Consider the following 839-nt stretch of genomic DNA (forward strand, 5'->3'; position numbering starts at 1 on the left):
CTTCAATTTGACGAAAGGATTTAGAACGATGAGAGAAAAGTACGTTGAGCAAGCTTTGGTGAAGTCTGTGAAAGCTCGAGGAGGTATTTGTCCTAAATGGGTATCGCCCTCTTTTTCTGGTGTTCCAGATCGTTTGGTGTTTTTACCCAAGGGCAAGTTTGGCTTGGTGGAAGTAAAGGCTCCCGACCAGAAGCCAAGGAAGTTACAAGTGTCAAGACATAAACTGTTCGAGCGGTTAGGCTTTAAGGTTTATGTCATTGACCGCATTGAGATGATTGGAGAAGTGTTAGATGAAATTGACATTACATAACTATCAGGTAGTCGCTAAGGACTTCATCATAGGTCACCCTTATGCAGCAGTCATCCTAGACATGGGGATGGGGAAGACGGCTACAACCTTGTCTGCAGTAAATGAGCTGATGTTTGACCGATTTGAGGTTACTAAGGTTTTGGTTATTGCCCCACTGCGAGTCGCAAATACTGTCTGGAGTGACGAGATTGAGCAATGGTCTGAGTTGCGTAACTTACGGTATTCGAAAATAGTTGGTACTCCCAAGCAACGAAAAGTAGCCCTTCAGAAAGATGCGGATATCTATATCGTAAATCGTGAAAACCTACCTTGGCTGGTGGAACAATGCAGTCCGTATTTCAAGTGGGACATGGTTGTAATTGATGAATTGAGTTCTTTCAAGTCATGGCAGTCCAAGCGTTTCAAAGCCTTCATGACTATGCGACCTTACATGAAGCGAGTGGTTGGACTAACAGGAACACCAAGCTCGAATGGACTGATGGACTTGTTCGCAGAGTTTAAAGTCATTGACGGAGGAGAACGTCTTGGT

Annotated in this window: 2 protein-coding genes; both read left to right on the plus strand. The window is 44.2% G+C overall.

What is annotated here, in order from left to right; translation table 11 throughout:
- Positions 1-28 precede the first annotated feature (28 nt).
- Positions 29-310 carry a VRR-NUC domain-containing protein gene (locus D8792_RS10885; protein ID WP_003084768.1) on the plus strand — a complete coding sequence of 94 codons (282 nt, stop codon included), beginning with the start codon at positions 29-31 and terminating at the stop codon, positions 308-310.
- A partial coding sequence (locus D8792_RS10890) for an SNF2-related protein (RefSeq protein WP_125374008.1) occupies positions 291-839 on the plus strand: 549 nt, incomplete at its 3' end. The genes D8792_RS10885 and D8792_RS10890, both read left to right, overlap by 20 nt.

This window comes from Streptococcus cristatus (assembly GCF_003943505.1).
Taxonomy (GTDB): domain Bacteria; phylum Bacillota; class Bacilli; order Lactobacillales; family Streptococcaceae; genus Streptococcus; species Streptococcus cristatus_E.